This is a genomic window from Streptococcaceae bacterium ESL0687, assembly GCA_029392475.1.
Classification (GTDB): domain Bacteria; phylum Bacillota; class Bacilli; order Lactobacillales; family Streptococcaceae; genus Floricoccus.
Genome location: CP113940.1, coordinates 1,218,734 through 1,243,253 on the forward strand (window position 1 = coordinate 1,218,734; position 24,520 = coordinate 1,243,253).

The following is a 24,520-nucleotide window of genomic DNA, read 5'->3' on the forward strand; positions in this document are numbered from 1 at the left end:
GGGATGAACTTGGTTTTTTCTTTTAGTTTAAAATATATTTTCTAATAACTGGAATTCTTTGTAGGGCAGGTACTAAGACCATGATAATTACAACCCTGATTGGAATTTCTAAGATTTTGAAAATTCTTCCTTGGACAAAGAATTGAACCTTGAAAGATACCCCGTAGTAAATTTGAATTAAAAGCGGAGTGAAGATAAAGGTTCCAGCAAGCATGATAACAATCACTGCTAAACTTGTATAAACCCAATCTTTTACATTCTTGGCATCAAGCTTTTTCTTATAAAAGAATAATCCGTAAAGGAATCCTAAAAAGGCTTGAAGGAGACTAAATCCCCAAATAAAGCTAGAACCTGCACCATCCCCGGTTACTATCTTAATGAAGTCTGAAAGAATGAAAACAATCGGGCTTACAATTGGGCCTGCAATGGCACCGATTATAGTATCTGGAATGAAGGAAAAAGTTAATTTTAAATTCCCTGGAATAATCCAGATTGATAATTTTTCAATAATAAATTTTAAGGCCATAAGCATGGCAAGGGCTACAGTCAGCCTCGTTGATGCTTCAGGTAAGTATTTGTTGACAATTTTTTGCATTGAGCTCTCCTCTTTTTTGGTGAGCTGTTAAAAATTTTCTGGACATACCACATAATTTTTCACAGCGAATGCGTTTCACAAACCGCACCATTAGGCTTCGTTCCAGGGCAACATCCCATCCCGTGGACACTTGACGCTTGTAAAACTACTCTGTAATAGATATTACCTGACGATTATAACACATTTATTAGGCAAAATAATTGCTTCTCTAAAAGAAAACATAAAAAAACAAATCATCAGATTGACGATTTGCCTTCTTGTTAATTATTTTGTAAAAATTTCAACGTCACGCGCAATAACTAATTCTTCATCAGTTGGAACTGAGAGAACTTTAACTGCTGAATCAGCTGTTGAAATAACTCCTTCATAACCACGGATATTTTTTTCTGGATCAATTTCGATACCAAACCAGCTTAGACCTTCAGCTATTTCGGCTCTTAATTCAGGCGAATTTTCACCAATTCCAGCTGTAAAGATGATTGCATGAGCTCCGTTTAAAACAGCCAAGTACTGACCAATGTATTTTTTTATTCGGTCAATGTACATACCGTAGGCAAGTTCAGCCTTTTTATTTCCTGCTTCAATCCCAGCTGTGATATCACGCATATCACTTGATATTTCACTAACTCCTAAAAGACCAGATTCCTTATTCAACATGTCTACAACGTCTTGAGCCGTAGCAAGTTTTTCATCTCTTTCAATAATATAAGGGAAAATTGAAGGATCGATATCTCCTGAACGAGTTCCCATCATGATTCCAGCAAGGGGGGTGAATCCCATTGAGGTATCAACTGATTTACCACCATCAACTGCTGTAATTGAAGCTCCGTTACCTAGATGACAGCTAATCAGTTTCAGGTCTTCAATTTTTTGACCTAAAATCTCAGCAGCCTTTTGACTTACATACTGGTGGCTTGTCCCGTGAGCACCGTACTTACGGACTGCATAGTCAGTATAGTATTTATTTGGCATAGGGTAGCGGAAGGCCTGGTCGGGCATGGTTGTGTGGAAGGCTGTATCAAAGACTGCAACACTTGTAATATCAGGTAAAAGCTCTTTAAAGGCTTTAATTCCAGCTAGATTGGCTGGATTGTGAAGGGGAGCTAAGGGAGCAAGTTTATCAATCTCTTCCATTACCTGGTTATCAATCAGGGTTGATTTTTTGAAGATTTCTCCTCCAGCAACCACCCTGTGTCCAACACCTGTGATTTCATCATATGAAGAAATTATTCCAAATTTAATAAGGTCATTCAAAAGAATTTTTACAGCTTCTTCATGGTTAGGAATATCAAAAGTTTTTGTGTCAGCCTGGTCTCCCCACTTAACAGTTGAAATTGAATCAGATAAACCGATTCGCTCGATAATACCTTTTGCTAGAACCTCTTCTTCTGGCATCTTGTATAATTGCCATTTAAGACTTGAACTACCAGCATTTATCGCAATTGTTTTTGACATTTATTTGAATCTCCTCTTCTAAAGATATAAAGATAAAAGTTAAAAGTTAGAAACTTTATTGGTGTTATTTTGTTAATATTATAACATATTTTCCTTAAATTCTCGCATGAAATCTTGGATTAGAGCTGAATCTGTCAGAGAAGATAGGTTATAAACAAAGGTTGGTTTTTTAGCTTCATTTTTATCAAAAACAAAGATTGCCTTAGGACTTGATTTAAATAAATTCTGCGGCAGAGCAATTAAGGCAGCAAGGCTTCCAGCTTCTTTCAACCAACCCTTAAGTTCAGATGCCTGCTCACTTGTCATCAGATCAAGTGGGGCCAAAAAGATTCCAAGACCGTCTTCTTTTAAGTGCTTAAGACCTTGTTCCATCAAAAGATGGTGGGCATAGGTATGACCCTCACCTGTATTTGCAACCTGAAAGTTTTTAGCCTCCTGATCATCTGGGTAGAAACCGACAGGAAGATCACTAACTAGGACGTCAACTGGATCAACTAACAGAGGTTTAACCGCATCCTGTTGCATGTATTCAATGTCATAATCAGCCACATCTGCCATACTGGCAGCTAAATCAATCAAGAGGTCATCGACTTCGATTCCAAGAATTTGAAGCTTGCGGTCAAGACCCGTTGAAATAGTTGCTGTCATATTACCAGTACCTGAACCAAATTCAGCAATTGAAAGGTCACCGCTTGGTTTCATGGTATTGATAATAAAATTAATGATGTAGGCAATACTGTCCGGTGTAAACTGATGGTTGGCCTGAAGTTTGGCTGTCTGTCCTCCTTTGATAAGGACAAATTGAAAGGCCTTTTGCCACTCTTTTTGATTGAGTTTTAAAGCTTTCAACTTTTGGTTATTTTCATCAACCAGCTTGTTGTCAGATTTTCCTTCCACATAGGCTACATTTTGTTCAATCAAAGCCTCGTAAAAATGAGTGTGTAACTCTTGTTCTAAGGTTTGAGTATTTTCAATAATCAGGTTAAAAGCCTGTTCTACTTTTTCAATATTCATTATTCTACCTCCCATATCATATTAAACCACTCACCACCCCCTAAGGTTGAAGTGGATTTCCCTTCATAGGTAAAGCCCTTTTTCTCATAATACTTAATCAAATAATCATGACAGGTAAGAGTTATAGCCTCGCGCCCTGTCTTTGTAGCTAAATCCTTAAAGGCCAGAAGAAGAGCATCTCCCAGTCCCTGCCCCTGAAAATCATCATCAATTGAAAGACTTGTTATGGCAAGATATCCACCTGTTTCAGGATTTTTCTCAACATGCTCAAACAATTCATCTGACAAGTACTTATCGGAAATAACTGCCCCTTCAATATAACCTGCAAAATTTCCTGCAATTTCTGCAACCAAAAAGGTATCAGCTGTTGTTTGAATACGCTCTTTCATGGCTCTTTTGCTTGTTGCTTCATGCCCAAAATTGGCCTCTTCAACTCGCATAACATTTTCAAGATCAGAAGCTACAACCTGTCTGATTACTAATTTATTATCCATATCTCATACTTCCTTTTTCTTAACTATCAGACTGATTATACCATGCCTTATAAGTGATTAAAATTATTAAGAGTTTACCTTATAAACATACAAAATAAAAAAGCCACCGAAGTGGCTCCTTATCGAATTAACGACGTAGTCCAAGTGAAGAAATTAGTTCACGGTAACGTTGAACGTCTTTTTCACGTAGGTATCCTAGAAGGTTACGACGGTGTCCGATTTTTTTCATAAGTCCACGGTAAGTAGCGTGGTCTTTTTTATGCTCTTTAATGTGTCCGTTTAGGTGGTTGATTTCCCAAGTAAGTACAGCGATTTGTACTTCAGGTGAACCAGTGTCCCCTTCGTGACGTGCGTATTGAGCGATGATTTCATTTTTTTTCTCTTTTGAAATTGCCATTATATTTCTCCTTTTTTGTAAGTACATCCGAGTTAACGTTTGGCGTGCGTTTTACCAAGATGCCTTCTTGTAGAAAACTACTCACTTATGATAAACTATTATTATAGAAATTTCAAGTATTGGAATATTTTTTTGTGCATTTAACTTGCAATTTAAAGTAAAAAGTGTCAGATTATAAGTATGAATTACACGGAGGAACATAAATTGAACAAAATTAAACATTTAACATCTGCCAGTCATCTCATTGATATGAAGGATGTTATCAGAGAAGGAAATCCAACCCTAAGAGAGGTTGCTTCTGATGTTGAACTTCCCCTAACCGATGAAAATATCATCCTGGGCGAAAAGATGCTTAACTTTTTAAAACATTCTCAAGATCCCGTTATGGCTGAAAGGATGAAACTTCGTCCAGGAGTAGGAATTGCTGCCCCTCAGCTTGATGTGTCAAGAAAGATTATTGCAGTCCTTGTACCAAAGGAAGATTCAGGTGATGACGCAGCAAATGATGCCTATAGCCTGGAAGAAATCATGTATAACCCACGCGTGGTTTCTCACTCTGTGCAAAATGCAGCCCTTGCTGACGGTGAAGGATGCCTGTCAGTTGACCGCGAGGTACCAGGATATGTTATCCGCCATGCCCGCGCAACTGTTGAATATTTCGATAAAAATGGTGAGAAAAAACGAATTAAGCTTAAAGGATTTAACGCTATCGTTGTCCAACATGAGATTGACCACATCAATGGTATCATGTTCTACGACCGTATCAATGAGAAAAACCCATTTGCCCTTCCGGAAGATCTTTTAATCATTGAATAATAAGAAAAAACTTCTATCAAATGATAGGAGTTTTTTTGATTACCTGTCCAAGAAGCCAGCCTGTAACTGTTCCTAAAATAATAGCAAGCATTCCGTAAGGACTTGAAATTAGACAATTCAGCAAAAGTCCCACACCCAGACCAAAAAGGGTGAGCATAGTAGAAACTTGCTCCCTTTTAAGTTCATATTTTCCTCTAAGAGCAAGCACTGTACCGATGAGACCTAGAAAATAACCAAGTGAAATTCCAACATTCAGCCAATAAAGATTATTGCCTAAAAAGATTCCTAAAATATTTCCCGCAGCGACCCCCATCAGCAAGCAGATAACCATACTATAATCCCAAATACTTGTTTTTGATGTCATACAAACCTCCATTCTTTATTAAATCACAAGAGCATGTGAAAGTAAAAAACTAGCAAGGAAAAAGACCTGCCTTATCAGACAGATCTTTTTGGGTATCCTAGTAAGTTAGGATGAAGTATTTTTTCTTACCACGACGAATTACAGTCATCTCGCCTTCCAGCTTGTCTGCATCAGTTAATTCGTAGTTGGTATCTTGGATTCTTTCACCGTTCACATAGATTGCCCCATTTTGGACATCCTCACGAGCCTGACGTTTAGAGTTTACCACACCAGATTGCACAAGAATTTCAACCAAGTTTAGGTTATCATCAGCTTGAACTTGGTAGCTTGGCACATCTTTTAGACCCTGTTTAATTTCTTTAACAGAAAGTTCCTTGATGTTTCCGCTGAAGAGCATTTGTGAGATTTTCACAGCCTGCTCGTAAGCTTCTTCTCCGTGGACAAGAGTTACCACTTCTTTAGCAAGAGTCTTTTGAGCCAGACGCTCATGTGGAGCTTCTTCAAACTGACGTTCAATTTCAGCAATCTCTTCAAGGCTTAGGAAGGTGAAGATCTTCATGAATTTGATGGCGTCAGCATCAGCCACATTCAGCCAGAACTGGTAGAACTCGTAAGGTGAAGTCTTTTCAGGGTCAAGCCAAACTGCATTTCCTTCAGACTTACCGAATTTCTTACCTGTTGAGTCAGTGATTAGTGGTACTGTGATAACGTGGGCCTCTTTGCCTGACTTCTTACGAATAAGGTCAGTTCCAGCTACCATGTTCCCCCACTGATCAGATCCACCAATTTGGAGGGTTACGTTATCGCGCTCATTAAGTTCGTAGAAGTCGTAACCTTGGAGGATTTGGTAGGCGAATTCAGTGTATGAAATCCCTGTTTCAATCCGGCGTTTTACAGACTCCTTGCTCATCATGTAGTTGATAGTATAGTACTTACCAACATCACGCAAGAAATCAAGCACATTCATCTGGCTAAACCAGTCGTAGTTGTTGGCCACTTTGGCTGCATTTTCTCCCTCAAAACTCAGGAAGCGTTCAAGTTGGCTCTTGATACCTGCACTCCACTCTTTTACCGTTTCAGTTGTTTGTAAAGAGCGCTCAGCGTCTTTAAAGCTTGGGTCACCAATCATTCCAGTAGCCCCACCAACTAGAGCCACTGGCTTGTGACCAGCAATTTGAAGCCTTCTCATGTTTAGGATTGGAACCAAGTGTCCCAGGTGAAGACTATCTGCCGTTGGGTCATAGCCGGTATAGAAAGAAACACTTCCCTCCTTTAATGCCTTGCGTAATGCTTCTTCGTCAGTTGTTTGAAAAACCAGGCCGCGTTCGACCAGCTCGTCAAAAATTTCCATGCTATAACCTCCTTTTAAAATAAATGATAATAGCTTAATTATAACAAAATAATTACCAGATTGGCATGAACTTTTAAATTTTTTTATATTGCCTGTTAGGCAATTATTAACAAATTTGGTATAATTCTATTATGAACAGAAACGATAGTGAAAAGGGTGGCAGAAAGCCGTCAAAAAGAAATAGAAAAAGTGCAACCAAACCAGCACCTAAACTTAAGTTTAGCAACTACTTTAATATTGCCTTTTTATCAGTCCGAGGGGTTATATTTACTATTTTAATTATAGTTTTCTTGGGGGGACTGTTTGTTGGATCGATGGGAATAGGCTATTTTGCCAGTCTCATTGATGAGGTTAACGTTCCGGATAAGGATGAACTTACCCAAAAAATTAATAATATCCACGGTACCTCAAATCTTGTTTATAATAATAATAGTGTCATTTCACCTATTTCTTCTGATTTAGTGAGAACAAAAATCAGCAGTCAGCAAATTTCACAAAATATTAAAAACGCCATTATTTCAACTGAGGATGAAAACTTTGAAAGCCATAATGGTGTTGTACCAAAGGCTGTTTTAAGGGCCACAATCGGTGCAACAATTGGAGTTGGAAGCTCAAGTGGTGGATCAACTATTACCCAGCAGTTAATCAAGCAACAAATTTTGGGTGATAGTCCAACCTTTAAACGGAAGGCTTCTGAAATTGTTTATGCCCGTGCCGTTGAAAAGGATTTTTCAAAAGATGAAATCCTAACTGACTACCTCAATGTATCACCTTTTGGTCGTAATAATAAGGGCCAAAACATTGCTGGTGTCGAAGAGGCTGCTATGGGAATTTTTGGCAAACATGCCTCAGAAGTTAATGTGCCTCAGGCTGCCTTCATCGCAGGGCTTCCGCAAAGTCCTATTACCTACAGTCCTTACGCAGCTGACGCAAGCCTTAAAGACGGAGACAATCTTTCTTATGGTCTAGCCCGTAAGGATGCCGTACTATTTAATATGTACCGTAAGGGCTACATTAGCCAGGAAGAATACGAGCAGTACAAGGCTTATAATTTAACAAATGACTTTTTAAAACCAAGTTACTCAGAAACAGCTAGCCACGACTATCTTTACTATACAGTAATCAGTGAGGCCATTGATCATGTCTATGATTACCTAATAGCTGAAGACAAGGTTTCTGAAAGTGATCAAAAGAATGATTCAACCAAGGAAAAATACCAAAAACTGGCCCTTCAAAAATTACAGCAAGGTGGATACACTGTTCAATCAACAATTGATCAAAATATCCATACAGCCATGCAAAATGCTGTAGCAAATTATGGTGGCTACCTAGACGATGGAACTGGTGAGGTTCAGACAGGAAATGTCCTCATGGACAATAAAACAGGTGCTGTTCTTGGATTTGTTGGTGGCCGTGACTACCAGGAAAATCAGAATAACCATGCCTTTGACACCAAGAGAAGTCCAGGTTCTAGTATCAAACCAATCCTTGCTTACGCTCCTGCCATTGACCAAGGTATCATTGGAAGTAAGAGCCGTTTGAGTAACTATCCAACCAACTATTCAAGTGGTCAACCTATCCTTCACGTTGGAGACCGAGGAACCAATGAAATGATGACCCTCCAAGATGCCCTTGATGCTTCTTGGAATATCCCAGCCTACTGGACCTATCAAACCCTTCTAAAAGAAGGAAAACCTGCCCAACCTTACATGGAAAAAATGAACTATCAGATAGATAATTACTATATTGAAAGTTTACCTATGGGAGGTGGTATTGACCAAACTGTTGTCCAACAAACTAACGGTTTCCAAACCTTAGCCAATAACGGACAGTACCAGGAGCAACATGTCGTTCAAAAAATTACTGACGATACCGGTAAGGTTATCTATGAATGGAAGTCTAATCCTGTCAAGGTCTTCTCAAGAGCAACAGCCTCTATTATGAATGAACTTTTAAGAGGTCCTGTTCGCTCTAAGAAAACAACAAAATTCCTTGACTATTTAGCAGCTGTAAATCCAAGTCTTGTCGACGCTGTTGACTGGACCGGAAAAACAGGTACAAGTGATGACTACGGAGATGCTTGGCTTATTCTTTCAACTCCTACCGTGACACTTGGTGGATGGATCGGCCACGACAACAATACCTCAATGGCTCCTCTGACAGGTTATGCCAACAACGGAAATTATATGGCAAACCTTGTTAGTGCTATAAATAGCGCTAGTCCTAATATTTTCGGAAATGGTCAAAAATTCAAGATTGATACCAGTGCAACTGAAAGTAAAGTTTTAGTATCAACAGGTGAAAAACCAGGTAAGGTAACTGGTGGATCTTTAAACAATGTTGATGTAACTGGTGAAACAACAAGTAGTTACTGGGCTACAAGTAAGGGAGCCCCTACTACCCAATACAAATTTGCTATTGGAGGTTCTGATGCCAATTATGCAGATGCTTGGTCTAAAATTATTGGATCAACATCTTCTAACACTAATTCATCTACACCAGCAAGCTCAAGTAGTGAGAGTCACTAATCTCGCTAATTATCAATAAAAAAGTTACTTGGTATCTACCAAGTAACTTTTTTTATTAAAGAAAATCAGCCAAAATTTCTTCTTCTTGAGATTTATTAGTACCTTCTTTTTCAACAGTTGAGATCATGATGCCGTCAACTGCACGTTTAACAAGACCTTCTACATCCATACGGCTTTCATAGGCCATGGCATGTTTTAATTTAGGATTTGTTTTAGGACTCGGTGGAGCAAAAATAGTACAGCAGTCTTCATACGGTTCAATTGAGATTTCAAAGGTATCAATATCTTGGGCGATTTCAATGATTTCAAGCTTGTCCATGGTTACAACCGGACGGATGACAGGCGTGTTTGTCACCTCATTAATTACCACCATGCTGCCTAATGTTTGGCTGGCAACCTGGCCCAGGCTTTCTCCGTTAATAATGATTGACCCTTCACGGCGATTGCGAATTTCATCAGTCACACGCATCATGAAACGACGGGTAATGGTCATCAGATATGCTTGAGGAACTTTTTCCTTGATTTCTTCTTGAATCTCAGTGAAAGGAACCTCGATAAATTGGATGTTTCCACCAAATGAAGTTAGCTTTTCAGTCAGGCGTTTTGCCTTATCAAGGGCACCTGGGCTTGTATAAGGAGGGCTGGCAAAGTGGACGGCCTCGATTTCAACCCCGCGTTTTAGGGCTAAATATCCTGCAACTGGCGAGTCAATCCCACCTGAAAGCATAAGCATCCCGCGCCCACTGGTTCCAACTGGAAGTCCACCAGCTCCCTTGATTGTCTCATAAGACAGGTAGCAGGCATCAGGACGGATTTCCACACGAAGGTTAAGGTCTGGAGCCTTCATCTGCACCTTAGCATATTCAATAGTATCGAAGACTACTCCCCCTAGTTCGCGGTTAAGTTCAGTACTGTCTAGCTCAAAGTTGTGGTCACTTCTTTTGGCTGTAATCTTGAAGGTCATCCCTTCTTTATAGATGTCAGTCATAAGTTCTGCAACGGCTGCCTTAATAGCAGGGACAGTCTTTTCAACCTTGATTGAAGGTGAGAAGTTTTGAATCCCAAAGACCTTGGTCAAACGCTCTGCCACTTCTTCATAAGGTGCCCCATTTAAGATGATATGGGTGCGGTCGCGCTGGGCGTCGATTGTAAGTTCAGGCAGATCAGCCAGAACCTGTTTAATATTGCGGGCCAGGCGGCCGATAAATTTACCGCGGTTTTTCCCCTTGGTTGAAAGCTCGCCGTAGCGAACCATAATTTCTGTATAATTCATATTTTTCCTCTTATCTAATCTTTTGGAATTTTTGACGAAGGTGGGTGAGCGCCGTTAGAAACTGCTCAACCTCAACCATGTTGTTCTCGTCGTCGAGACTAATGCGAACAGCGCTTGTGGCAAGGTCCGGTTTTACATTCATGGCAATCAGAGTACTTGCGGCTGCTCCCGCCTTAGAGCTGCAGGCGCTTGTAGTTGATACAAAAATGTCTTTTTCTTCAAGAGCATGGACTAGAACTTCTCCTCGAACACCCTTGATACCAAAGGTAATAATATTTGGTACGAAGTTTTCCCGTCCCGAGAAGATGACGATATCATCATGTTTTTCAAGTTCTGTTAGGATAACTTCTTTTAGGGCTGAAAGACGTTTAAGTTTTGCTTCTTGGTTATCAAGAGTCATTCGCAGGGCACGGGCTGTGGATGCAATTCCTGCCAGGTTTTCAGTCGTTGACCGCATGTTGCCCTCTTGCCCCCCACCAGTTAGAAGACTTTCAAGCTTCTTACCCTCCTTGATGTAGGCAAGTCCAACTCCTCTGACCCCGTGGAATTTGTGGCTTGAAAAACTAGCAAGATCTACTCGGTCTGGCAGGAAGTTGGCACGTTCTGTTTTCCCGATGGCTTGGACGGCATCAACATGGAAGCTGACCTTAGGACGGTCTTTTAAAAGTTCTGAGATTTCAGCAAGAGGTTGGATACTTCCAATCTCATTGTTTACGGCCATGACAGAGACTAAAATGGTGTCATCACGAAGAAGTCCCTCAAGTTTTTTGACATCGACAAAACCATGGCGATCTACTGGCGCATAGTCAACCTCAAAACCATGTTTAGAAAGCCAGTCAGCTGATTCTTTTACGGCTGGGTGTTCAATTGATGAAACAATGATGTGTTTGCCGTATTTAGCCTTTTCAAAGGCCACACCCTTTAACAGCCAGTTGTCTGACTCAGTTCCACCACTGGTGAAAAAGATCTCAGTTGGTTTAACCTCTAAAAGCTCTGCAATCTGCTTGCGGCTCATATCTAAAAGTTTTGTAGCTGTTGCCCCCAAACTATGAAGGCTACTTGGGTTCCCCCAAATTCTTTGAGCCACGTCTGTATATGTTTTTAAAACCTGTGGATAAGGCCTTGTTGTCGCAGCATTATCAAAATAAATCACGGTTTTCTCCTCTAATTTTAAATTTATACAGGTTATCCTGTAAATAAGCACTAACTAGTATAGCAAAAAAATAGGTCACTTTATATGTCAATCTCATGAATTTCTTTTTTCTCTTTTTTCAATAAAAAAAATCAGTGTTTCCACTGATTAATTTTTATTACCCTTGTAGTCCAAATAGTCATAAAGTAGGCTACTATACTCCTCATTCATTGAATAATCTTCCAGGGTATTTACATTTTTTCGAAGTTTACGAGCCTTGGCAGAGGTTATCTCCCCTCTGTTCTCATACTCAGCTATTATCTTTCTTTCTAGATAATAACCCCTGGTCATCTCATCAATATTATTAGGCTTGTACCTTGAAATAAGGCGTTTAGTAAAGTCACCGTCAGCAACAATTTCAGCTGATCTTAATCTATTTGCAGTCAAAAGATTAATCAAATAGGGATCATAAATATCAGTCAAGTTGTAAAAGGCTGATAAAATTAATTCCGTATTTTCTAGATATAAATCTTTCAACTCCTGCTTAACCTCAGGGCTAACTTTCTGAATATTAGAGCTTTCTTTTTTCTTGCGGCGCCCCAAGTGAACAAGCTCTGCCAGAACCAGGTGAACGGATCTAAAGAGAATGGTTAGGGCGAAGGTTAGAGAAGAAACCAGATTATGCTTGATTGATCTTTCAAGCTCCTTGAGGTAGCCGTGATAAATCCTATAAGTATAAATAGAAATATCCCCGTCTGTATAAGCTCGGTCAAGACTGTCTTCTTCAATCCTTAAAGCCATCAGCTGCAGGTCATTGAAATCCTGGGTGGCTTCTTCACTTTCCTGCATCAGAATTAGCTGCTGGATTCGGTTGGTGTAGTTATCTATTGTCGCATAGTAACCGTCCTTAACCCGGGCCTTGGCTAAATCTTCCTGAAGGGCTTCAACCACATCATTTAAGATAGAAATCTGACTAAAGTAGTTAACATTTCTTTCCTTTTTAGGAGCAATCAAAGGTAGGATAATAATTCCTGAAAGAAATGATAAAAGAGTAACACCCGCTGTTGTAAAAATCATCATGTTATACTTTTGGGCCATAGCCTGCGGGATTAACATGATGGTCGCAATACTAACTGTCCCCTTGACCCCTGCAAAGGTCAAAAGATTTATATCACTCCTGTATCTTTCAAAGGGTTGCTTTCTCTTAAGACTTACAAACTTATAAAAGATTGAAAGGATTGTATATCTGGTCGCAAATAACACTAGTGTTAAAACAATAATAATAACTAATAACTTGGAATTACTGTAGGTGTTATTTTTAAGAACCGGTAGGGCGATTGATTCAAGCTCTATTCCAAGGAATAAAAAGACGACCCCGTTAAGAATGAAAACAATCATATCCCAAATGGTACTTGATACCCGGTTAACCTGGGCGTCAAAGAGGGTGATTTTTTTAAATCCAGCCGCCTGCATAATTCCTGCCACAACGACTGCGATAATCCCTGAAACACCAACTAATTCTGAAATACTGAAGGCCATAAGAGGCATAATAAGCTCCAACAAGAGATAACCAACCACATCCTGGGCTGCTACATCTTCCATCAAAGATAAGATGGTGCTATTAAGCCAGGAAACCAGATACCCAATTAGGGCACCACCTAGGGCTGATACAATAAATTGAAAACTTGCATTTGTTATGGAAAACTTACCTGTGGTTAAGGCTAAAATAGCAAACTGGAAGGCGATGATTCCACTGGCATCATTTAAAAGTCCCTCACCTGATAGGATATTTCTTATCCTTTTAGGAAAGTCAAATCTCGAGGCTAAAGAAGACACTGCCACTGCATCGGTCGGACCAAGACTTGCCCCGATAGCCACACAGGCTGCCAGAGGAATAGCTGGAAAGAAGGAATGAGTTACAAATCCAATCACAAAGGCTGTTATAAAGACAACAGCTAAGACAAGAACTAAAACAGTCCTTGAATGTTTCATAATACCAGGAACGTCAGCCTCTTCTCCCTCCCTAAAAAGGAGGGGAGCAATTCCAAAGGCTAGAAACATTTCGGGGTCAAACTTTAGCATCTCATCTGCCCCAGAATAGGCCAGAAGCATACCAAAGACAACCTGGATAAAGGGCAGGGGAATTTTAGGAAATACTCGGTTAATTATATTTGATAAGATCAAAGCAAGGAAAAAACCGATGATAATAAACATAAGATGATGGTCCATTAATCTCTCCTTGTCCTAGTTATTTTTTAATTTTCACGAGTTTTAGTAAAATCGCGGTATACATTTTTATATTTTTGCTTAAAAAGAGCTTTTTGAGCTGCCAATTTTTCGTCCAAGTCAGAACATGATTTGTTGTCAATCTTTCGTTGGCAACGTTTAAATTCAAGTTGGGCAGCACGACGCTTCATTTTAGCTTTTTTTGTCTCAGCAGAAGCAAAACGTTCATAAAACTTTTCCTTGTATTTAAGAGGTTTTTGGCTCTCTTCACTAACATCCAATCGCTCCAAATAACGTTTGCGCATAGTTTCTAAACGTTCCAGAAATTCTTTTTCTGAGATATTTTTCCTCATTATTACACTCCAAAAAATTTGTAGGGTGGATTTTTTTCCACAGTCAATGAGTTATTCTACTACTATCTATCTTAAAAAGCAAGAGATTAAAAGCTAAAGATTAATAAATATTTTACAGTTTTATTTTTAAAGAGTAAGATAAAAATATAGAAAAGGAGTGCTTATGGAAGAAGAATACAAAAAAATATTAGTCGGTGTTGATGGTAGTGATGAGGCAGATGTAGCCTTTAAAAAAGCCATTCACGCAGCCCTTAGAAACAAGGCTCAACTTATTATTGCAAATATTATTGATTCCCGTGCCTTCCAAGGTCTTTCAGGCTTTGAAGGTGTTATTGCTGAAGATGCCCTTAAGTCCTCAAAGGAATTTATGAAAAAATACGAGGACGAGGCTCGTGAAAAGGGACTTAAAGATGTTAAAAGCTATATTGAATTTGGAAGTCCAAGGGCCATGCTTTCAGATACTATCCCCACTGAAGAAAAGGTTGACCTGATAATGGTCGGTTCAACAGGACAGACAGCCATTGAAAGACTTTTAATTGGAAGTGTTGCTGAATACATTATTCGCCATGCACCTTGTGATGTCTTAGTTGTCCGTGATAAAAAGAATAATAAATAAAAAAAAGAAGCTATAAGCTTCTTTTTAAAATACTTTTTAGTCAAGTTTGAAATCTTCACCTAGGAAGTCCGCAAGTGAGAATCCTTCTTGAGTTTCTGGAAGTTCGTAATCACGTTGTACTTTACGTTTGTTGTTACGACGTGGTTTGTTTGAACGTTCTGAACGTCCTTCGTTATCAGAGTCTTGACGTGGAGCACGTGCTGGTGCTTCTTCAAGAGCTTTGATTGAAAGTGATACACGTTCTTCTTCAGGTTTAACATCAAGAACTTTAACTTTAACTTCTTGACCAGCTGTAAGAACATCTTTTGGATTTTCAACACGAGTGTGTGAAATTTGTGAGATGTGAACTAATCCTTCAACACCTGGGAAAATTTCAACAAAGGCACCGAAGTCTGTAAGGCGTTTAACAACACCATCAAGAACAGTTCCAGCAGCAGCTTTTTCTTCAATGTTTTCCCATGGTCCAGGTGTAGTTGCTTTAAGTGATAGTGAGATACGGTTAGCATCTTCATCAACTTTAAGAACTTTAACTTGTACTTGGTCACCTACAGATACAACATCTTTAGGGCTTCTTACACGTCCGTGAGCAAGCTCAGTAACGTGAACAAGTCCGTCAACACCACCAAGGTCTACGAAAGCACCGAAGTCTGTTAAACGTGCTACAGTTCCTTCAACGATTGAACCTTCAGCGATTTTCGCAAATACTTCTTTACGAGCTTCTGCTGCTGATTCTTCAACTACTGCTTTACGAGAAAGGATGAAGCGGTTTTCAGAAGCGTTAACTTCGATGATTTTAGCTTCAACTTCTTGACCTACGAATTTAGCAGTATCACGAACAAAATATGTGTCAATCATAGATGCTGGGATGAATCCACGTACACCTTGATAATCCACTGAAAGTCCACCTTTAACGTTCTTAAGAACTTTAACTGTTACAACTTCACCTTCTTTACCTTCAAGAGCAGTCCATGCTTTACGAGCATCAAGACGTTTCTTAGAAAGTAGGAATACTGTTGCACCTTCAGATTCTTTACCAACGATTTGTTTTACAACTAAAAGTTCTAATTCATCACCTGATTTTACAAAAGTATTTATATCAGCGTCACGATCACTTGTAAGTTCACGTAAAGTAAGGACACCTTCAACACCAGTTCCAACGATAGCTACAGAAGCTTGGTCGCCGTCTACTGAAAGGATCTCACCTTTAACGATGTCACCAACTTTGACATCTCCAACGCTGTTTAATAGTTCTTCAAATTCATTCATTATAAAATTTCTTCCTCCTACGACTTAACTGACACACAGTCTTAAATAGATTTTAACACATAAACTAAAAAAATAAAAGAAATATTGTCTTTATTAATTCAACAACAAAAAAAGAACACAAAAAAACACAAAAATTTGTTTTTAGGCCTTGCATTTATTTTCAACTATTATTTTTGAATAAAAAAAGACACCCGAAGGTGTCTTCCACAGAAAATAACAAATTATTCTGCAGCGTTTTCGTCTTTGAGACCGTATTTTTTGTTGAAACGATCCACACGTCCGTCGGCTTGCGTGAATTTTTGACGTCCTGTGTAGAATGGGTGTGAATCACTTGAGATTTCAACACGAATTAGTGGATAAGTGTTTCCGTCTTCCCATTCAACTGTTTCTTTAGAAGATTTAGTTGATCCGCTAAGGAATTTAAAACCAGTTGTTGTATCCATGAATACTACTGGTCCATAATTAGGATGGATATCTTTTTTCATTGTCTTTTTCCTTTCTGCCCTGGAATGTTTGCCACTCCAGAGATTAGTAGGGCTAAAATTAGCCGTGCACGTAATAGTTTATCAGTTTTTTATCTTTTTTGCAATATAAATTATTTTTTATTCTTCAATAATTTTTATATCAACACCAAGACCTGTCATTTTTTCAACAACATTATCATAGCCCCTTAAAATAAATTCAATATTATTTATTTTAGTTTGACCGCTAGCCATAATGGCCGCATTCATAAGAGCTGCTCCTGCACGAAGGTCAGTTGCTGTAACTTCTGCTCCGTGAAGGGCTACTGGTCCCTTATAGGTTACCATGTCATTATCTACTCTAATGTCAGCTCCCATTTTAGCAAGCTCAGGAACATGATTTACCCTTTTTTCGTAGATGGTGTCTATAATTTTACCTTGACCATGGCTGGTAAGAAGAAGGGGAGTTACTGGCTGCTGTAAGTCAGTTGCAAATCCTGGATAAGGTACTGTCTTAATATTGATAGCCTTAAGGTTAGATGATTTTTTAATCTCAATCGAATCTTCCCTAATAATCATATTAACACCCATTTCCTCAAGTTTAGCCAAAAATGATTCCAGGTGTTCATAGATTACGTTATTGACAATAACGCCTTCACCGTAAGCTGCTGCAAGGGAAATATAGGTACCAGCTTCAATCCTGTCTGGAATAACAGTATGTCTAGCCCCACCTAATTTTTTAACTCCATTAATTCTAATCTCATCAGTCCCTGCACCCTTGATATCTGCTCCCATGTTGTTTAACAGGGTGGCTACATCAATTATTTCAGGCTCACGGGCTGCATTTTCAATGACCGTGCGACCTTCTGCCTTAACTGCTGCAAGCATAGTGTTAATGGTTGCTCCCACTGAGACCATGTCCATATAAATATGAGTTCCCTTTAGATCTTTTCCGTCTGTCGTAAGGTGCATGGCATTGTCCTGGTAAGTCATTCGAGCACCCAGGGCTTCAAATGCCTTAATATGAAGGTCAATTGGACGGGGACCAAGGTCGCACCCTCCAGGTAGACCTACTGTAGCCTCACCAAATTTTCCTAAAAGAGCTCCGTTGAAATAATAAGAGGCTCTAAGGCTGTTGATTTTACCATAAGGAAGAGGCATGCTTTTAACACCCCTTGGGTCAATTGTTAAAACTTCTCCCTGACGGTCAATTTTTGCTCCAATAATTTCCATTATTTCAATTAGGCTTGCCACATCGGAAATATCTGGAACACCTTCTAAGGTAATAATATCATCTGCTAAAATAGCTGCTGGAATTAAGGCTACAATACTGTTTTTTGCTCCAGATATTGTTACCTCACCCTTGATAGGATTACCACCATTAATTAATATTTTTTTCATTTATCTATTTCTCGCTATATTTTAGTAACATAAGCTATTCTATCACAGATGGGATAATTTTTATATAAAATTATTTACCAGCTACAGCTTCTTGTAACTCTTTATAGATTTGATTGTTTTCAGTAAGGCTTGTACTCTTGGCACCACTTGCAAAGATGTGACCCCCTCCGTCATGCCTTTTGGCTATCTGATTTATAACTGTTGACTTACTTCTTAGATTGACCCTGTAATAACCTTCTGGCTGCTCAACAAATAAAACCCATGATTCAACCGATGATATCCTGCCAGGCGCTCCAACAATAGCACTAACCTCACTCTCACTTACTCCGTATTTTTTTAATACATCCTGGGTGATTGTAATCTGTGCTGCTCCGTTTTTATCAATTTCAAGATTTTCATAAAGGTAACCTTGAAGTTTGGCAATCCTTAAATCTACGCTATCCATCCTGCGAGCAAGACCTGCAAAATCAAAGTCTTCCTCCCTTAAGATTGAAGCAATCATCATTGTTTTTGAGCTTGTTGATGGATATAAAAAGCGGCCCGTATCACCAACAATCCCTGCATAAAGCATCCTTGCGCTCTTGCCATTTAATTTTAAGTCATAGGTTAGGGCAAAGTCAGCAATGAGCTCACTAGCTGATGAGGCTGTGTCCTCAACATAGTAAATATCCCCGTAGGCGTCATCATTAGGGTGGTGGTCAATCTTAATTAGAAAGTCTCCTGTTGACCAGCGGTCATCATCAATTCTTGGCGTATTGGCTGTGTCACAGACAATGACTAAGGCGCCGTCATATGTATCATCACTTATTTGATCCATCTCAGCAAGATAAGTCAGGCTTGGCTCATCATAACCTACTGCATAGACCTTTTTATCTGGAAAATTTTCTTTAATAATTTCCTTCAAACCAACCTGACTACCCAAGGCGTCTGGATCTGGTTTTTGGTGGCGATGGATTATTAATGTGTCATATTCTTTAATTTTTTTATAAATTTCAATCATTTCTTTCTCCTACTACTGAATTTGTATAGTTACAAGTGCCTTGCTTACAATTTTATAGCCCAGGTAAACCTCTATATCAATGATAGCCTCGCGCCTGCTTTCAGATATTACTTTGGGATAAATTTCAAGTACATCGTCAATATTTACGGCATCGATAAAATAAACATTTAATTGGTCAACTAAAATATTTTTATTTTTAGTTTTGGTCATAAGTCTACCTGCTATATTTGAAATAATTTCAACAAGCACTCCATTAGATATATTCCCTGCCCCGTTCATCATTAAGGGATCCACCTTAAAGGTATAGTGATTTTGAACCTCATTTATAAGGGTAGCCAAATTATCACTCATGGTATGAGAGAACTGATTTTGTTCCTCAGACTCTTGGAGACTTCTTAGAACATCAATTTTACTTACAAGACCCAGAAAAAGTTTTTCACGGCTAACAACAGGTAAAAGTTCGAATCCATCAAAAATCATCCTTTGACTGGCGCTTGCAACCGTCGTATCAAGAAAAACAGTTATCGGATTTCTTGTCATAATCTTATCAATGGTAAGATTTGAAGCTTTTCCGACCACATCTCTCATAGTAACAATTCCAACAACCATATGATGCTGGTTAACAACAACAAAGCGGCTACTGTTGGTCTTTTTGACCAAATCATTGTAGTCTTTTACAGTGCTTGTCTCATTTAGACTGGTAATATTTTCCTGGTAGATATCTCCCACTGTTAGGATATCCTTTTTAATGAGCTCATTACTAAGGGCCCGGTTAATCCTGCTGGCGACAGTAAAGGTATCAAAGGTTGTTCGCATAATGGGAACCTTGACCTTATCAGCAAAAACTAGTACCTCTTCCTCAATTGGAAATCCCCCCGTTACAAGAACAGCATTGTTTTCTTTGAGGGCTAAAATCTGAATATCCTTTCGGTCACCTACAATTAGAAGGCCACCAACTGAAAGATATTTCTTTATATTTTCCTTGGTCATGGCACCGATGGCAAATTTATTAAACTCCCGGTCCATCCCATCACGGCCGCCGATAACCTCAGCATTTGAAATTTTAGCAATCTCCTCATAGGTCAAACGCTCAATAATTTTTTGTTCCTTGGTTGCAATCCTAATTGTTCCTGCCCGGTCAACAACTGCTACAAGTCCACGTCTTTCCGCTTCCTTAATGGCCCTGTAAGCTGTTCCATCACTAACTGAAAGCTTCTGCGAAAGACCACGGACACTAACCTTTTGACCAACCTTTAAATCTTCAATGTATTCAATAATTTCCTGGTGTTTACTCATTTTCCTTTAAATAATCTGCTCTTTCTATCTGGTACTCAGAAAATAATACAATTTCCTTGGTATATTTATTTGAAGACTTGTATTCCTTAATTTTTTTCATTTGAGCCTTTTCTGCCACTCTCTTACTAGCAAGATTTCTAAAATCAGCTACTAAATCAAGACTCTTAAGGCCAAATTCCCTAAAGGAAAAATCAATTAAGGTTCTAAGAGCCTCCGTTACAATCCCCTGACCCCAATAGTTTTTATTAATCACGTAACCTATAGTAGCAGAGGCCCTCTTTTGATTAACTTTAATAAAATCAATGGTCCCAATCATTTTTTTCTCACTTTTAAGCTCAATAGCCCATTTACCTAGAGGTTTTTCCATAAAGTGGCTAGCAATTGAAAGCTCAGTTTCAGCTAAATTTTTATGGGGCGGAAAAATAAAAATTAGATTTTCAGGATCTGAAGCATACTCATACATGTCCCTTGCATCCTGAATTCTTAACGGCCTTAAAATAAGCCTAGGTGTTTCAATAATATTGTACCTAGCAAGCTCTACTAAAATATTCATATATACCCCCTAGCAAATAGTATATTCTAGCCTTATTGTACCATATTTGCTATAATGCGGGGCATGGACACTAATATAAATGATCGATTGGAGCGTTCTGCTTTAGGTGAGGGGCGTTTTAATCCAGACGAACAAAAAAAATACCTAAATACCTTCCGGGAAAGAATTATTTTAACTATTAACTTTGAGGATGCCAAGAAAAAAGAAGTTATCGATAATTTTGATCCGGTTTTATCAGACATTGAAGGTAAGTACGACAACATTGCAGTCAAGATTAATGGAAATTTAAGCGATAGTATCAGTATGAAATACAAAAAAATTGCCAAAGATCATAATATACCTGCTACTATCATCTCAACTCCGCTTACCGCATCAAGATTTGGTGTTATTGTTCATTCGAACATAGCCTTAAATGCTGACCACTTCGATATTTATGAACGCTACACCAACCTTTTAAAGGCCAAGGAAATTATTAAAAAGAAAAAAAAGGAAGGCTTTTTGAAAAGACTTTTCAAATAACCTCCCGAGATTAAGGGCTAACTTGCAGTTAGCTTTTTTTATTTGCACAAAAAAAGGCACATACCCCACCTACTTAGTGCTGCTACCGTCAGGTCCTGACACGCTTCGTAAATAAGATATTGCCTCGGGTTTAATTATAACACAGTCTATTTTTTTCGTCTAGCCTTAAAAAATTTTTTCATGATTGTACTACATTCTTCTTCGAGTAGACCAGATTCCACCTGCACCCTGTGGTTAAGTCTTGGATCTTCTAAAATTTGATAAAGGGAAACTGCTCCCCCAAATTTTTGATTAGTTGCACCAAAATATACCTGAGGAATCCTTGCCATACCAATTGCTCCTGCGCACATGACACAAGGTTCAATCGTTACAAACATGGCACAGTCAGTTAGGCGCCAATTTCCTATAAACTCGTTGGCAAGATTAATGGCACATACCTCTGCATGATCAACTGCCTTTTGTTGCAATTCCCTTTGGTTAAAGGATCTGGCTATAACTTTCCCCTCTTTTACAATTACAGCACCAATTGGAACCTCTTCATTATCAAAGGCCTTTTGGGCCTCAAGGAGGGCCTCATGCATGTAATATTCTTTTTCTTCTTGGCTAAAAACTAGCTCTTTATCATCAGATTTCATTAAAATCCCATTTTTTGTGAGGAGCTGCAAGTTCAACTGGAATTGATCCAGCCTCATCTTGTGCCTCCTGTAAAAGACTTTCTAAATAATTTTCCTTAGCAATATGTTCTGGCGCGTGTTGCGGAAGGTGGGTTAAAACCAAAAGATCAACAGAGGCCTCTCTAGCAATTTTTCCTGCTTCATAGCTTGTAAGATGGGCCGGGTGATGCTCCATACCCTTAAAGAGATAAACATCTGCTAAAAACATCTGTGCATCCCGTGTAAAATCAACAAGCTCATCAAACCAACCAGTATCACCTGTAAAGACTAAAGTCTGACCAGTCTTTCGCTCAACTATTCTCATTGCGTAGCAGACAACTGGGTGGACTGTTTTTATAAAGGTAATATCAAAGGGCCCAATCTTTTGCAGACCTGAAACATTATAAGCATGACCTTCAGAAACATCCTTTAAAGTCAGACGCTTAAAACTTACAGGGTCCTCATCATGGCCATAAATATCAAGAATTTTTCCGTCCCACTGATTTTTTGGCCACAACTGGCGGTACTGCTGAAGTACACCTAAATCTGCAATATGATCCTGATGATAGTGGCTAATAATTACCGCATCAAGTTCTAATGGTGATAGTTCATGTTCAAGTTCAGTAACAGCACGGCTTCCCGCATCAATCAAAAGATTAAAACCAGATTCACTAGTCAAAAGATAGCTGGTTGTCCCAGCATCCTTATAGGGATATCCTCCCCAACATCCTAAAGTCGTTAATTTCATTGTAGATAACCTCCCTTAAAGATTTAATAAGCCCATTATAGCAAAATAAATACCCTTGGTCGCAACCAAGGGTATTTAAGGAGTTTTATGAAAAAGAAAAGTTTACTGATAATTAAATCAGTAGGATAAGTCGTATGTACGACTATTTAAGGGCTGAGGCTAGTATATAAATCAAACCTTAAAGAAACCTTAAAATAATTTTATTTTACATAAAGTTTATTTATTATCAAATTATAATTAAAAATTTTACAATAATTTGAAGCTTACAAGTGTGAAAAAAGTAATTTCCACCTTATAATCAGGCTTTCCCATTTTTACTGGCCAGTTTAATGGTTAAATTACCTATTAATTGGGTTATAAAGACCAATAAAAGAATTATCAATAGTGCAACAAGAGTTACATCATTGTGATATCTTTGATATCCCTTAGAGATGGCAAGCTGGCCAAGCCCACCACCACCTACTGCACCAGCCATTGCAGTAAGTCCAATTATTGAAATCATTGTGAAATTACAAGCCCTGATAATAGGAACAAGTCCCTCTCTCAAATAAACCCTGAAAATAATTCCTGAATCACTAACACCCATTGATTTTGCGGCTTCAACAACTCCTGGATTAACCTCCAAAAGGGCATTTTGAATTTGACGGGCAAAGAAGGGAACAGTCCCTACAACTAGCGGTACAATAGCAGCTGTTGTTCCAACAATTGTTCCAACAATAAGCCTAGTGAAAGGAAAAATTACAGCAAGTAAGATAACAAAAGGGATACTACGCCCAATATCAACAATCTTATCTAAAATAGTATAGATTACCTTGTTCTCTTTAAGACCACCTTTGCCTGTAACTAATAAAATAATTCCTAAAAGCAAACCTAAAATTCCAGCAATTAAGGCTGATACCAAGGTCATATAGATTGTCTCAAGACTTGCTTGAATAAAATCATCTGGAATCTGACTGGCATATGGAAAATACTTTTCGATCATTTTTTACCCCCAACTTCTTCAATCGTAACACTTTGAGTTTTTAAATATTCCCTGAGTTCTTCAAGATCAGGGGTTTGGTCAAAACTAACCAGCAAACTACCAAAAGGCGTATCTTGTAAATACTCAATATTTCCATACAAGATAGTTGCTGTCAGATTAAACCGCTTATAAAGTTCAATGATAACGGGCTCACCTGTATTATTACCGGAAAACTTAAGCTCATAGATATCTGCATCCTTATTGTGGCTGATGATTTTTTTCTCGGCCTGTTCAATGTGAGTGGCCGTTCTTATAAAGTCACGAGTCAGAAGCTCTTCAGGTTGATTGAAGATATCTACTACCAGACCATGCTCAAGGACACGTCCATTTTCCATAACAGCTACTTTATTACAGATTTCCTTAACCACCTGCATTTCATGGGTGATAACAATAATCGTAATCCCTAGAACTTCATTAACTTCCCTGAGTAAATCAAGAATGGCAAGAGTTGTTTTAGGATCTAGGGCACTTGTTGCCTCATCACAGAGAAGAATTTTTGGATCATTTGCTAGAGCACGCGCGATAGCCACCCTTTGCTTTTGACCACCCGAAAGTTGCGAAGGATAAAAGTTTTTCTTATCTAAAATCCCGACTAAGTCAAGCAGGCGTTCAACCTTTTTAGACTCTTCTTCCTTTGATAGACCGCTTCCCTTTAGGGGAAAGGCTACATTTTGGTAGATGGTTCTACTTTCCATTAGGTTAAAGTGTTGGAAGATCATCCCAATCTTCTTTCGCTCCTCCCTCAGCTCTTTGCCGCTTAACTTTTCTAAATTTTTTCCGTCTACAATAACCTGACCACTTGTCGGTTTTTGAAGAAGGTTTACTACACGAACAAGGGTTGATTTCCCTGCTCCTGAATAACCTACAATTCCGTATACATCTCCCTTATCAATCTTAAGGGATACTCCGTTAACAGCAGTTACATCTTTTGAACCCTGCTTAAATTTAACTACAATATCTTTTAAATCAATCATTTACTACTCCATCT

25 protein-coding genes, 1 other RNA gene and 1 riboswitch are annotated in these 24,520 nt (G+C 38.7%); of the genes, 4 read left to right on the forward strand and 22 right to left on the reverse strand.

Features of this window, described 5'->3' with window-relative positions:
• Nucleotides 1-22: 22 nt before the first annotated feature.
• From OZX60_06000 to rpsO, 5 genes are all read right to left on the reverse strand, one after another.
• The gene (locus tag OZX60_06000; protein WEV44983.1) at nt 23-595 is read right to left on the reverse strand and encodes a folate family ECF transporter S component; all 573 of its coding nucleotides are present in this window, start codon (nt 593-595) and stop codon (nt 23-25) included.
• Nucleotides 596-655: 60 nt separating this feature from the next.
• Nucleotides 656-750, reverse strand: a riboswitch (THF riboswitch).
• Between the two features lie 109 nt (nt 751-859).
• The gene (locus tag OZX60_06005; GenBank protein ID WEV44984.1) at nt 860-2,050 is read right to left on the reverse strand and encodes an acetate kinase; all 1,191 of its coding nucleotides are present in this window, start codon (nt 2,048-2,050) and stop codon (nt 860-862) included.
• A 78-nt stretch (nt 2,051-2,128) separates the two neighbouring features.
• Nucleotides 2,129-3,064: a class I SAM-dependent methyltransferase gene (locus tag OZX60_06010; protein WEV44985.1), complete on the reverse strand. Its 936-nt coding sequence runs from the start codon at nt 3,062-3,064 to the stop codon at nt 2,129-2,131.
• Nucleotides 3,064-3,558, reverse strand: a complete 495-nt coding sequence (locus OZX60_06015; protein ID WEV44986.1) for a GNAT family N-acetyltransferase — start codon at nt 3,556-3,558, stop codon at nt 3,064-3,066. The genes OZX60_06010 and OZX60_06015 overlap by 1 nt, the downstream gene beginning before the upstream one ends.
• A 127-nt stretch (nt 3,559-3,685) precedes the next feature.
• Nucleotides 3,686-3,955 carry a 30S ribosomal protein S15 gene (gene rpsO / locus OZX60_06020; protein ID WEV44987.1) on the reverse strand — a complete coding sequence of 90 codons (270 nt, stop codon included), beginning with the start codon at nt 3,953-3,955 and terminating at the stop codon, nt 3,686-3,688.
• A 204-nt stretch (nt 3,956-4,159) separates the two neighbouring features.
• Here rpsO and def point away from each other — a divergent pair, with 204 nt between their 5' ends.
• Nucleotides 4,160-4,771 (forward strand): peptide deformylase, encoded by a 612-nt coding sequence (gene def / locus OZX60_06025; GenBank protein WEV44988.1) that lies wholly within the window; start codon nt 4,160-4,162, stop codon nt 4,769-4,771.
• Between the two features lie 16 nt (nt 4,772-4,787).
• On the opposite strand, the gene OZX60_06030 is transcribed toward def, so the two are convergent.
• Together OZX60_06030 and tyrS are read right to left on the reverse strand one after the other, a co-directional pair.
• Nucleotides 4,788-5,135, reverse strand: a complete 348-nt coding sequence (locus tag OZX60_06030) for a hypothetical protein (protein WEV44989.1) — start codon at nt 5,133-5,135, stop codon at nt 4,788-4,790.
• A gap of 97 nt (nt 5,136-5,232) precedes the next feature.
• Nucleotides 5,233-6,486 carry a tyrosine--tRNA ligase gene (tyrS, locus tag OZX60_06035; protein ID WEV44990.1) on the reverse strand — a complete coding sequence of 418 codons (1,254 nt, stop codon included), beginning with the start codon at nt 6,484-6,486 and terminating at the stop codon, nt 5,233-5,235.
• Between the two features lie 131 nt (nt 6,487-6,617).
• On the opposite strand from tyrS, the gene OZX60_06040 reads away from it, so the two are divergent.
• The gene (locus tag OZX60_06040) at nt 6,618-9,014 is read left to right on the forward strand and encodes a transglycosylase domain-containing protein (protein WEV44991.1); all 2,397 of its coding nucleotides are present in this window, start codon (nt 6,618-6,620) and stop codon (nt 9,012-9,014) included.
• 55 nt (nt 9,015-9,069) lie between these two features.
• Here OZX60_06040 and thiI read toward each other — a convergent pair whose 3' ends face one another.
• From thiI to OZX60_06060, 4 genes are all read right to left on the reverse strand, one after another.
• On the reverse strand, nt 9,070-10,287 hold the full coding sequence (gene thiI / locus OZX60_06045; GenBank protein WEV44992.1) for a tRNA 4-thiouridine(8) synthase ThiI: 1,218 nt from the start codon (nt 10,285-10,287) through the stop codon (nt 9,070-9,072).
• 10 nt (nt 10,288-10,297) lie between these two features.
• Nucleotides 10,298-11,440, reverse strand: a complete 1,143-nt coding sequence (locus tag OZX60_06050) for a cysteine desulfurase family protein (GenBank protein ID WEV44993.1) — start codon at nt 11,438-11,440, stop codon at nt 10,298-10,300.
• Between the two features lie 147 nt (nt 11,441-11,587).
• A complete protein-coding gene (locus OZX60_06055) occupies nt 11,588-13,648 on the reverse strand; it encodes a sodium:proton antiporter (protein ID WEV44994.1) in 2,061 nt (686 codons plus the stop codon).
• Between the two features lie 26 nt (nt 13,649-13,674).
• Nucleotides 13,675-13,998, reverse strand: coding sequence for a hypothetical protein (locus tag OZX60_06060; protein WEV44995.1), 324 nt, complete (start codon nt 13,996-13,998; stop codon nt 13,675-13,677).
• Nucleotides 13,999-14,161: 163 nt separating this feature from the next.
• Here OZX60_06060 and OZX60_06065 point away from each other — a divergent pair, with 163 nt between their 5' ends.
• The gene (locus OZX60_06065; GenBank protein WEV44996.1) at nt 14,162-14,614 is read left to right on the forward strand and encodes a universal stress protein; all 453 of its coding nucleotides are present in this window, start codon (nt 14,162-14,164) and stop codon (nt 14,612-14,614) included.
• Between the two features lie 36 nt (nt 14,615-14,650).
• On the opposite strand, the gene rpsA is transcribed toward OZX60_06065, so the two are convergent.
• From rpsA to OZX60_06095, 6 genes are all read right to left on the reverse strand, one after another.
• The gene (gene rpsA, locus OZX60_06070) at nt 14,651-15,880 is read right to left on the reverse strand and encodes a 30S ribosomal protein S1 (protein ID WEV44997.1); all 1,230 of its coding nucleotides are present in this window, start codon (nt 15,878-15,880) and stop codon (nt 14,651-14,653) included.
• A gap of 221 nt (nt 15,881-16,101) precedes the next feature.
• Nucleotides 16,102-16,365 (reverse strand): type B 50S ribosomal protein L31, encoded by a 264-nt coding sequence (locus tag OZX60_06075; protein WEV44998.1) that lies wholly within the window; start codon nt 16,363-16,365, stop codon nt 16,102-16,104.
• Nucleotides 16,366-16,482: 117 nt separating this feature from the next.
• Nucleotides 16,483-17,742 (reverse strand): UDP-N-acetylglucosamine 1-carboxyvinyltransferase, encoded by a 1,260-nt coding sequence (locus OZX60_06080; GenBank protein ID WEV44999.1) that lies wholly within the window; start codon nt 17,740-17,742, stop codon nt 16,483-16,485.
• Between the two features lie 70 nt (nt 17,743-17,812).
• Nucleotides 17,813-18,742 carry a bifunctional oligoribonuclease/PAP phosphatase NrnA gene (locus OZX60_06085; protein WEV45000.1) on the reverse strand — a complete coding sequence of 310 codons (930 nt, stop codon included), beginning with the start codon at nt 18,740-18,742 and terminating at the stop codon, nt 17,813-17,815.
• Between the two features lie 12 nt (nt 18,743-18,754).
• Nucleotides 18,755-20,038: a DRTGG domain-containing protein gene (locus OZX60_06090; GenBank protein ID WEV45001.1), complete on the reverse strand. Its 1,284-nt coding sequence runs from the start codon at nt 20,036-20,038 to the stop codon at nt 18,755-18,757.
• On the reverse strand, nt 20,031-20,591 hold the full coding sequence (locus tag OZX60_06095; protein ID WEV45002.1) for a GNAT family N-acetyltransferase: 561 nt from the start codon (nt 20,589-20,591) through the stop codon (nt 20,031-20,033). The genes OZX60_06090 and OZX60_06095 overlap by 8 nt, the downstream gene beginning before the upstream one ends.
• Before the next feature lie 63 nt (nt 20,592-20,654).
• Here OZX60_06095 and OZX60_06100 point away from each other — a divergent pair, with 63 nt between their 5' ends.
• A complete protein-coding gene (locus tag OZX60_06100; protein WEV45003.1) occupies nt 20,655-21,110 on the forward strand; it encodes a DUF1694 domain-containing protein in 456 nt (151 codons plus the stop codon).
• A 37-nt stretch (nt 21,111-21,147) separates the two neighbouring features.
• Here the strand turns inward: OZX60_06100 and ffs are convergent.
• The 5 genes from ffs to OZX60_06125 all read right to left on the reverse strand — a co-directional run bounded on the left by ffs (nt 21,148) and on the right by OZX60_06125 (nt 24,506).
• An RNA gene (gene ffs / locus OZX60_06105) (signal recognition particle sRNA small type) lies at nt 21,148-21,246 on the reverse strand.
• 10 nt (nt 21,247-21,256) lie between these two features.
• Nucleotides 21,257-21,745 (reverse strand): tRNA adenosine(34) deaminase TadA, encoded by a 489-nt coding sequence (tadA, locus tag OZX60_06110; protein WEV45004.1) that lies wholly within the window; start codon nt 21,743-21,745, stop codon nt 21,257-21,259.
• Nucleotides 21,735-22,511: an MBL fold metallo-hydrolase gene (locus OZX60_06115; protein ID WEV45005.1), complete on the reverse strand. Its 777-nt coding sequence runs from the start codon at nt 22,509-22,511 to the stop codon at nt 21,735-21,737. Before OZX60_06115 ends, tadA begins: the two co-directional genes overlap by 11 nt.
• Nucleotides 22,512-22,809: 298 nt before the next feature.
• A complete protein-coding gene (locus tag OZX60_06120; protein WEV45006.1) occupies nt 22,810-23,493 on the reverse strand; it encodes an ABC transporter permease in 684 nt (227 codons plus the stop codon).
• Nucleotides 23,490-24,506: an ATP-binding cassette domain-containing protein gene (locus tag OZX60_06125; protein ID WEV45007.1), complete on the reverse strand. Its 1,017-nt coding sequence runs from the start codon at nt 24,504-24,506 to the stop codon at nt 23,490-23,492. The genes OZX60_06120 and OZX60_06125 overlap by 4 nt, the downstream gene beginning before the upstream one ends.
• Nucleotides 24,507-24,520: the final 14 nt, after the last annotated feature.

What these genes read in the sequence shown, in the direction of transcription:
- OZX60_06000 (WEV44983.1), bottom strand. Translation starts at nt 595, where the DNA reads ATGCAAAAAATTGTCAACAAATACTTACCTGAAGCATCAACGAGGCTG.
- OZX60_06005 (WEV44984.1), bottom strand. Translation starts at nt 2,050, where the DNA reads ATGTCAAAAACAATTGCGATAAATGCTGGTAGTTCAAGTCTTAAATGG.
- OZX60_06010 (WEV44985.1), bottom strand. Translation starts at nt 3,064, where the DNA reads ATGAATATTGAAAAAGTAGAACAGGCTTTTAACCTGATTATTGAAAAT.
- OZX60_06015 (WEV44986.1), bottom strand. Translation starts at nt 3,558, where the DNA reads ATGGATAATAAATTAGTAATCAGACAGGTTGTAGCTTCTGATCTTGAA.
- rpsO (WEV44987.1), bottom strand. Translation starts at nt 3,955, where the DNA reads ATGGCAATTTCAAAAGAGAAAAAAAATGAAATCATCGCTCAATACGCA.
- OZX60_06030 (WEV44989.1), bottom strand. Translation starts at nt 5,135, where the DNA reads ATGACATCAAAAACAAGTATTTGGGATTATAGTATGGTTATCTGCTTG.
- tyrS (WEV44990.1), bottom strand. Translation starts at nt 6,486, where the DNA reads ATGGAAATTTTTGACGAGCTGGTCGAACGCGGCCTGGTTTTTCAAACA.
- OZX60_06040 (WEV44991.1), top strand. Translation starts at nt 6,618, where the DNA reads ATGAACAGAAACGATAGTGAAAAGGGTGGCAGAAAGCCGTCAAAAAGA.
- thiI (WEV44992.1), bottom strand. Translation starts at nt 10,287, where the DNA reads ATGAATTATACAGAAATTATGGTTCGCTACGGCGAGCTTTCAACCAAG.
- OZX60_06055 (WEV44994.1), bottom strand. Translation starts at nt 13,648, where the DNA reads ATGGACCATCATCTTATGTTTATTATCATCGGTTTTTTCCTTGCTTTG.
- OZX60_06060 (WEV44995.1), bottom strand. Translation starts at nt 13,998, where the DNA reads ATGAGGAAAAATATCTCAGAAAAAGAATTTCTGGAACGTTTAGAAACT.
- OZX60_06065 (WEV44996.1), top strand. Translation starts at nt 14,162, where the DNA reads ATGGAAGAAGAATACAAAAAAATATTAGTCGGTGTTGATGGTAGTGAT.
- rpsA (WEV44997.1), bottom strand. Translation starts at nt 15,880, where the DNA reads ATGAATGAATTTGAAGAACTATTAAACAGCGTTGGAGATGTCAAAGTT.
- OZX60_06075 (WEV44998.1), bottom strand. Translation starts at nt 16,365, where the DNA reads ATGAAAAAAGATATCCATCCTAATTATGGACCAGTAGTATTCATGGAT.
- OZX60_06080 (WEV44999.1), bottom strand. Translation starts at nt 17,742, where the DNA reads ATGAAAAAAATATTAATTAATGGTGGTAATCCTATCAAGGGTGAGGTA.
- OZX60_06085 (WEV45000.1), bottom strand. Translation starts at nt 18,742, where the DNA reads ATGATTGAAATTTATAAAAAAATTAAAGAATATGACACATTAATAATC.
- OZX60_06090 (WEV45001.1), bottom strand. Translation starts at nt 20,038, where the DNA reads ATGAGTAAACACCAGGAAATTATTGAATACATTGAAGATTTAAAGGTT.
- OZX60_06095 (WEV45002.1), bottom strand. Translation starts at nt 20,591, where the DNA reads ATGAATATTTTAGTAGAGCTTGCTAGGTACAATATTATTGAAACACCT.
- OZX60_06100 (WEV45003.1), top strand. Translation starts at nt 20,655, where the DNA reads ATGGACACTAATATAAATGATCGATTGGAGCGTTCTGCTTTAGGTGAG.
- tadA (WEV45004.1), bottom strand. Translation starts at nt 21,745, where the DNA reads ATGAAATCTGATGATAAAGAGCTAGTTTTTAGCCAAGAAGAAAAAGAA.
- OZX60_06115 (WEV45005.1), bottom strand. Translation starts at nt 22,511, where the DNA reads ATGAAATTAACGACTTTAGGATGTTGGGGAGGATATCCCTATAAGGAT.
- OZX60_06120 (WEV45006.1), bottom strand. Translation starts at nt 23,493, where the DNA reads ATGATCGAAAAGTATTTTCCATATGCCAGTCAGATTCCAGATGATTTT.
- OZX60_06125 (WEV45007.1), bottom strand. Translation starts at nt 24,506, where the DNA reads ATGATTGATTTAAAAGATATTGTAGTTAAATTTAAGCAGGGTTCAAAA.